Below are 8,363 nucleotides of genomic sequence, written 5' to 3'. Positions count from 1 at the left end.
TAGCTACATTACAGAACCTGTATTTAAAGCCATAGTACAAGGATATTTTAATTAAGTCTTCAGTGGCTTCTTTTTCATTTCTACATACAAATCTTTTTACTGCTTGTTTCATATTGTCATAAACTATTTCCCTATGAACACCCCCAATGTGATTAAAACACTTTACATGAATATCTAAGAAATTCTCCATCTTTTGATTATGGTAAAGCCTTGCATAATGGTATGAACCTTTTGCAGTTGTGAAAAGTCCCATGTTTAAGGTAGTATTTTTCCCATTAATGGTAAGCTTAACTTCACCCCAATCAAATTCTAATACTTCTCCTAAAGTATATTCTTGCCTAACATATGCTTCTTTTTGTTCATAAGTTTCTTTTATGTAGTTGCAGACTGTTGTATATCCAATATCATATCCCTTATCTATTAAGGCTTCATGTACGTCTATCTTTTTCATTAGTTGCTTAGCTCTTCCCAGCTCTTTATTTCTTTCATTTAGCAAGATAAGCTTATCTATCTCTTCCATTACCTCATCTGTTAATTTTACTTTTTTCCTGTTACTAGTATCATATTTAGGTTTAGATGCCATTTCTTCAATTAAAAGAAGTATTTCAGCTTTATTTCTTTCTTCGCCTTTTGCTAATTCTTGCAATCTTTCATTTTTAGATTGAAATTCCTTAATGTATTTTTGTACTGTGGTTCTTGAAATACCAAGCTCTTTACTTATTGCCCTTTGTGACTTATTTTCTCTGAAATATTTTAGTAATATTTCTGCTTTCTGGTCCAGTGTTATCACCTTCCATCTCCCCCTAAAAAACATTCATAGGGGTATTATATTTTAAAGGTGGACCAGTTTTCAACTGAAATGGTGGACCACTTTTAGATTAACATAAACAACAGTTTTGGGCATTTGGCAGGGGATGGGGTTATTAAGATAGTAGGGCAATCGATTAAAAGGAATATAAGGAAAGAGGACTTAGGAATAAGATACGGAGGAGATGAATTCCTAATTCTGTTATTTAATCAAGATAAAAGGGCAGCAAAAAAAGTAATAGAAAGAATAAGAAAAGAGATTAATGAATTAAATGCAGGCCAAAGAATAAGTATTCAAATTAGTGCAGGAGTGGCATATTATAATTCTTTAATAAATGTGGGGGATATAATTAAGATGGCAGATAGAGATTTATACAAAGAGAAGCAAATGAAAAAAACTTAAGAAAAACAGAACAGTACAAAATTGAAGTATTTAATTCAGGAAATAGAAAAATTAAGAGATGAATTGAATAAGAAAGTTGTTCAAGGGGGTAAGGGGCTGAATAATGAAGAAACATTGAAACTGAGTCAAAGATTAGATGAACTGATTGTGAAGTATTTATTAGATATATAGCAGGAGATAGAAAGGAGATAAGCCCTTGGGGGATTGGAATTTAAGGGTAAAGAATAGATTTTTGAGACAAATATACTTGACATGAATAATTAATTGCATCTAAAATGCTCCAGACAAGTAAGGGCTTTATCATTAATGCCTCTTTTATTAACTGTCTTACTAATAGTAGGCAGTTTTTTTGATGCAAACAAGAATGAAAGGAACAAGGTATAAGGATTAGAGTTCTGTGGGAAATAGAAATTTTCAGTTTTTTATGTGTTATGCTCAATAATTTAGGGAGATAAGTCTTATAAAAAACTTCAAATTATTTATGTGTAATACTATAAATGTAGGAGGAAAAATGCTTGCAAAAAGAACCAAGGATTTTATATGTTATGCTTCTAATATAGGGGTTAAATGGTCCAAATACAGTTTTAATAAGTTTGCACTCCCGGCTTTTAGAATAAATTTTGCTCTAATGATATGAGGGATATAGGGGAGGCGTCTTTTCTGATAAATATTAGAGCACCTGCAAAAGAAACAAAAAAGAAAATTAGAGGCATTTTGCCAAATGCTCCTTTACATTGGAAATATGATTTTAAGGGTACAGGCTAAGTATAAAGTTAGGTATTTTTCAAATACCTGCTTATGTAATATATATGGATTTTTTAAGAAAGGAGTTTTTATTATGAGACAACTTTTAAACTATAAAATAACAGACCATGTGGTAGAGAAAATTGAATATTTATTATCACAAAAACCATTAAACGAAATAACAAAAGAAGATTTTAATGAGATAGAAAAATATAAAGATACTTTTTTGTTTGATATTCAAGATGAATATATATGGGCTTATGAAGATATACATTATATCTTCGATTTGGATGTATCCTCTATGTATGAAATATGCTATGTTAAATTTTATGAAATAAAAGAACTAGACTTATATATTCTTCAAGAAAGCGAAGAGATTAAAAGGGTATATCCTAAAAGAAAAATGGAGAACTTTATAGAAAATTGCTCTACAAACGGAATGGATTATATAATGCATATAATCCTTAATGGAATTTATTGGAAAGATAATAACAATATATTTAAAAAAGCCGTGGATAATTTTATAAAAAGATATAAAGATGAAAAAGATGGTGAGGATTCCTTGGTTTTTAGTGGAGAGGGAGATACATTCCAAATAAATCTTTCAGGAGAAATTCTTAAATTTCTTACTAAGGATGTAGAAATGCAAAAAAACTTTGATTATTATAGTTATTTTAACAAAAATTATAAAGAATATTTAATTGGATACTATTTAGGACAGCCAATATATAAAATTAAAGACAAATTATATTATTTAGCAGATGATAGCGATTGCTTTGGGAATCGCTTTTACTGGCCACTTAAAAGAGGTTGGACCAAAATGTTACCATTATTTTAAATACAACATTATAAACACAATAATAAAAGAAAAGGAAGAACGGATAAAATATTATTGGAATAACATTTAAATCACGCGATATAATTGTGACTATTATATTGACACAGAAGAGTCATTTAAGTATGGTTTTGATTTATGGATTTTCGAATCTCATTTAATGTTTTATCCAAAATAAAGTATAAGCAGTATATATAGAAAATTTTTTATTGTGATGTTTCAAGTAGAGTACATGTCGGTTTAGGCATGTACTCTGTTTCAATAAATCCACATATTCATCTTTATTAAAGCCATTTAGAACGTGTTGCCATAATATATTGTTTTATTGAAAAATAAATTAGTATGTCGTAAAATGGAAATAACAGTATTTGGATAAAGGATGATATCTGTGAAAAAAAAACCTAAAGATATGAAGGAAATAACAAATTTGGGAGATATAACAGAAGCCTATAAAAGAGCGATAAAATTGGTATCTGTAAATTGGAAGGACAGAGAATTAAAAATACCTGTTTATTATAGTATGAATGCCTCAAGTACTTATGAAAAGGCTTTTAAAGATACAAAAAATTATAGAAAATCATTCTGCACTATGGTTTTGGAGATAATTAATAATAATCAAAAAGTGATTTACCAAGAAGGTGAATTCCCTACTCTTAATTTAGATGATATAGAAGGATTATCTGATAATGATTTAAAAAAGATTGGAGAAGAAATTATCCATAGTTTAGATTATTTAAAGAGGTTTGACGAGGAAGTATCTGAAGAAACAGGTAATTTCTTTAAAAAATTCTATTTGATTCATAAAAAAGAAACAGAAAAGTATAGAGAACACATGAAAAAAATAGCAGAACGAATGAAGCCTAAATTAGATTTTATTGATAACTATAAAAACATACTGCCAGGCATAGAGTTAGCATCAAGAATAAGCAGGATAACAGAAACAGTAGAATTTCCTTTTATTGATACTCAAATATATCGAAATATTATAAATAATCCAGCATTTATGGAATTGGCTGCTACTGCAAGTAAGATGCAAAGTACAATGGATATATCTATGAAGGTTATTAATCCGATATACAACAACATAAGTAATGCAATAAAAATGCAGTCTGTAATAGCATCATCTACAGCAATGACTAATTCAGCAGTTCAAAACCTCTATTCTGAAATAAACGCCATAAGGGATATATTACAGCCAAATAACGTGGAATATATTAGAAGGGTATTAGAAAGCCAAGAATCACTGAGAAGGGCTTTAAATAACAACTTACAGAGTCATATACAGATTCTTGAGACAGAACTAAATAATATACTTAACTTCACATATAATGATAAATTGTTCAATTTTATAAATGTACAACAAAGTATTATTAATAATATAAAACCTTTTTTATTTGATATACAGAGTGTACTTACTGCAAGAGCAAATGTAAAGGAAAGTTTAAAGAAGAAAGCCCAAACTATGCTTCAGTTTGGCTGGTGGTTTATCGGTTCTTTACCCATAGATAAAATAAATTATATTCATAGAAACAGAGAAACTCTACTTCAAGAAGATGTGGATAAAATGATATGTGATTATTATAAAGACAGTGATTACAAAGAGTTAGAAGGAATAATAAGAGAATGGCATGAACTAGAATATTTCTATAAGTGGAAAGATAAAACAAACGATGCTTTTGCTGCTCATAAATTGGGAAAGTATTCTTTATCTGTTCCAGTGTGGGCATTTATGCTTGAGGGAATTATTCGAGATTTCATGAAGGATACTTATGGTGTGTCAGCGTATAATTTTAGTCCTTTATATGACAATTTTAAGGAAAAGGCAAAAGAGTTGGATAGTATTATCGTTAACTATGCTTTTACCTGCATAGATTCATTTTATATCAGGTTTAATCCAGCAGAGCCAGATGAAGTGCAGGATTTTAGTAGACATAAGATATTTCATGGGCAGGCTTTAAACTATGATAATGAAATAAACTCATTAAAATTGATATTGTATTTAGATGAACTATTCTATATGATATCGTCTTTGAAGAGTCTTAATATTGCATGAAATGAAGAACTATTTATACTTTCTTTTAGAGACATGATGTTGTAAATTACAAAAAATTTGTAAAAAATTGCGATATTCTACAAGTTTGTAAATTGTAAAGGAAATCCTAAGGGAAATATAGAATAATAAAGTATAGATTGATATAATTTTGCGTGTATATACTGATAAATGACTTAAAGTATCAAAATCGAGAAATACATAGGAGTGATAAAGTTGATTAACTTTCAAGATAAAGTGAATTTTATATGGAGTATAGCAGAACTATTAAGAGGACCATATAAAAAAGAACAGTACGGTGATGTAATACTGCCTATGGCCGTACTCAGGAGGTTTGACTGCGTTCTTGCAGCCACTAAGCAGGAAGTATTGGAAAAGTATGAAGCCTTAAAGAAGTCAGGGCTACAAAACATGGACCCTGTTTTAAATAGAATTTCAAAGCAGGAATTCAATAATACCAGTAAATATGATTTTGAAAAATTATTGGCTGACCCCGATAATATCGCAAATAATTTAAGAAACTATATAAACGGTTTTTCCAAAAATGCCAGGGAAATCATTGAGCATTTTGATTTTGACAAGCAGATTACCAAACTTAATGATAACAACCTGCTTTATCTTGTTGTATCTGAATTTAATAAGATAGACTTGCATCCAAATGTGGTAAGCAATACAGAAATGGGTTACATATTTGAAGAATTGATTAGGAGATTTTCTGAACACGGGGAGGCGGGAGACCACTATACTCCACGTGAAGTTATCAGGCTTATGGTAAATATTCTTTTAAATGAAGACAATGAGGAACTAACCCAACCAGGGCTTGTTGTAACTGTTTATGACTGCTGTGCTGGTACAGGGGGCATGCTTTCTGTGACAGAGAATTATATGCGGGAATTAAACCCTGGGATACAGGTAGAATTATTTGGACAGGAAATAAATCCTCAGTCCTTTAGTATTTGTAAATCTGACATGCTCATAAAAGGACAAAACGCAGATAACATCATTTTAGGCGACAGTTTTACTGAAGATGGACACAGGGGCAGAACCTTTAGGTACATGCTTACCAATCCGCCCTTCGGTGTGGAATGGAAGAAAGCGGAGAAGTTTATTCGTGAGGAATATGAAAAAGAGGGTTATAACGGCAGATTCGGTGCTGGGCTTCCCAGAATATCCGATGGTTCACTATTATTCTTGCAACATTTGATATCTAAAATGAGACAGGATGAAAAAGGTAGTCGTATTGCCATCATATTTAATGGTTCACCTTTGTTTACCGGGGATGCAGGTTCAGGAGAATCGGAAATCAGGCGATGGATAATTGAAAATGACATGCTAGAAGGCATCATTGCACTTCCTGACCAGTTATTTTACAATACAGGTATTTCTACTTATATCTGGATAGTAACTAACCGTAAAAATAATGACCCAATGAAAGGTCCTGTAAGAACAGGAAAAATACAGTTGGTCAATGTGGTGGACTTCTATCAGAAAATGAGAAGAAGCCTTGGAAATAAGAGAAATGAAATTACTGAGGAACAGATAAGAGAAATTACGAGAATATATGGTGAGTTTAAAGAGAATGAATACTGCAAGATTTTTGATAATGAAGATTTCGGGTATCAAAAAATAGTTGTCGAAAGACCTTTGAGGCTTAATTTCCAGATGACTGAAGAAAGAATTAACAATATATACAATGAAAGAGCCTTTGATAATCTTGCAAAATCAAGAAAAAAAGGTGAAGCAGGTCTTTGTGAAATAGAAGAAGGGAAAAAACTGCAGCAGCAAATAATAGATACCTTAAAAACAATGGATTCCACCATTGTGTATAAAAATAGAGATGAATTTACTAAAGTACTAAAAAAGACTTTTAAAGCAGCAAATATTAATTTGAATAGTCCTCTATTAAAGGCTATTCTATCTGCCCTTTCCGAAAAAGATGAAACAGCGGATATTTGTGTGGACAACAAAGGCAACCCTGAGCCAGACCCAGACTTGAGAGATACTGAAAACGTACCTTTAAAAGAGGATATATATGAATATTTTGAACGGGAAGTAAAACCTTATGTGCCTGATGCCTGGATAGATGAAAGCAAGACTAAAATTGGATATGAAATACCTTTTACAAGACATTTTTATAAATACCAGCCCCTGAGACCTTCTGAAGAGATTATGAGAGAGATAATAGAGTTGGAAAAGAGCATTTCAGAGAAGTTGAAGAAGGTGATGGGGGAATGAGTAAGTATAAGAGGTATGAAAGGTACAAGGATTCAGGGGTTGAGTGGATAGGGGAGATACCAGAGGAATGGGAATTTAGGAGAATTTCCCATATATGTACATTAGGAAGAGGGAGAGTTATCAGTAAGATTGAAATAGCGGAAAATGAAGGAGAGCACCCGGTATATTCATCTCAAACAGAAAATGATGGTGTTTTAGGATATATAAATACGTATGATTTTGAAGGAGATTATGTAACATGGACAACTGACGGTGCTAATGCGGGAACAGTTTTTAGAAGAACTGGAAGGTTTAATTGTACAAATGTTTGCGGAACTCTAAAGCCTAAAGAAAATAACTTGGATTTATCGTATTTGACCTACGCATTATCTCTTGAAACAAAAAGATATGTTAGATTGGATATAAATCCGAAACTTATGAATAATGAAATGGCAAAAATCCGAGTATTATTTCCACCAAGTGATGAACAAAAAGCCATTGCCAATTTCCTCGACCAAAAGACTGCTGAAATAGATGATTTAATTGCCGATAAGGAAAAATTGATTGAACTTTTGCAGGAAAAACGGCAGGCTATAATAACTGAAGCCGTTACTAAAGGACTTAATCCGAATGTTAGGATGAAAGATTCAGGGATTGAGTGGATAGGAGAGATACCAGAGCATTGGATTCTTTCCAAGATAAAGTATGTATCATTAATTAATAATAAAACATTAAGCGAAAGTACGGATGATGACTATGAAATAGATTATATTGACATAAGTAGTGTGACATCAATAGGTGAAATTGATGGCATTCAAAGGTTGAATTTTAAAGATGCACCTAGTAGAGCAAGGAGAATTTTATCTAAGGGAGATACCATAGTATCTACAGTTCGTACATATTTGAAAGCAATAGCCTTTATCGAAAATGTTCAATCAAACCTAATATGTTCGACAGGATTTGCAGTTTTAACTCCCCTATCAAAGGTTGTTCCGAAATACTTATTTTATTTAATGAGGTCAGAAAAATACGTTAATGAGATTGTTCGTAGGTCAGTAGGAGTTAGTTATCCTGCTATTAATGCTTCTGACATCGGTGCTTTAGAATGTGCAATACCAAATAAAGATGAGCAAAAGTATATTGTCGAGTATCTTGACAATTGCACTACACAGATTGACCAATTGGTAAATGATATACAAACACAAATCCAAAAACTAAAAGAATACCGCCAATCCCTTATATCCGAAGCAGTAACAGGTAAAATCGATGTAAGGGACTACTATGTAAACAATTAAATCGGAGTGATTTAT

General features: G+C 31.5%; 7 protein-coding genes. 6 read left to right on the top strand and 1 reads right to left on the bottom strand.

What is annotated here, in order from left to right; all coding sequences use genetic code 11:
* The coding region (locus BLV68_RS06590; protein ID WP_159428640.1) for a helix-turn-helix domain-containing protein at window positions 1–790 on the bottom strand (790 nt) is incomplete at its 3' end.
* A gap of 87 nt (window positions 791–877) precedes the next feature.
* On the opposite strand from BLV68_RS06590, the gene BLV68_RS06585 reads away from it, so the two are divergent.
* From BLV68_RS06585 to BLV68_RS06560, 6 genes are all read left to right on the top strand, one after another.
* Complete coding sequence (locus BLV68_RS06585; protein WP_093752070.1) at window positions 878–1,210, top strand: GGDEF domain-containing protein; 333 nt, start codon at window positions 878–880, stop codon at window positions 1,208–1,210.
* 21 nt (window positions 1,211–1,231) lie between these two features.
* The gene (locus BLV68_RS06580) at window positions 1,232–1,381 is read left to right on the top strand and encodes an aspartyl-phosphate phosphatase Spo0E family protein (RefSeq protein ID WP_093752068.1); all 150 of its coding nucleotides are present in this window, start codon (window positions 1,232–1,234) and stop codon (window positions 1,379–1,381) included.
* Between the two features lie 667 nt (window positions 1,382–2,048).
* Entirely contained in the window at window positions 2,049–2,792 is a 744-nt protein-coding gene (locus tag BLV68_RS06575) for a hypothetical protein (protein WP_143035250.1), read from the top strand.
* Between the two features lie 385 nt (window positions 2,793–3,177).
* Window positions 3,178–4,842: a hypothetical protein gene (locus BLV68_RS06570; protein ID WP_093752064.1), complete on the top strand. Its 1,665-nt coding sequence runs from the start codon at window positions 3,178–3,180 to the stop codon at window positions 4,840–4,842.
* Between the two features lie 213 nt (window positions 4,843–5,055).
* The gene (locus BLV68_RS06565) at window positions 5,056–7,074 is read left to right on the top strand and encodes a type I restriction-modification system subunit M (RefSeq protein WP_093752062.1); all 2,019 of its coding nucleotides are present in this window, start codon (window positions 5,056–5,058) and stop codon (window positions 7,072–7,074) included.
* Window positions 7,071–8,348, top strand: coding sequence for a restriction endonuclease subunit S (locus BLV68_RS06560; protein ID WP_093752060.1), 1,278 nt, complete (start codon window positions 7,071–7,073; stop codon window positions 8,346–8,348). The genes BLV68_RS06565 and BLV68_RS06560 overlap by 4 nt, the downstream gene beginning before the upstream one ends.
* The last annotated feature ends 15 nt before the right edge of the window (window positions 8,349–8,363 follow it).

The organism is Tepidimicrobium xylanilyticum, from assembly GCF_900106765.1.
GTDB classification, from domain to species: Bacteria; Bacillota; Clostridia; order Tissierellales; family Tepidimicrobiaceae; genus Tepidimicrobium; species Tepidimicrobium xylanilyticum.
Note: the sequence above shows the minus strand (reverse complement) of the source record. Positions and strands in the feature narration are given on the sequence as shown.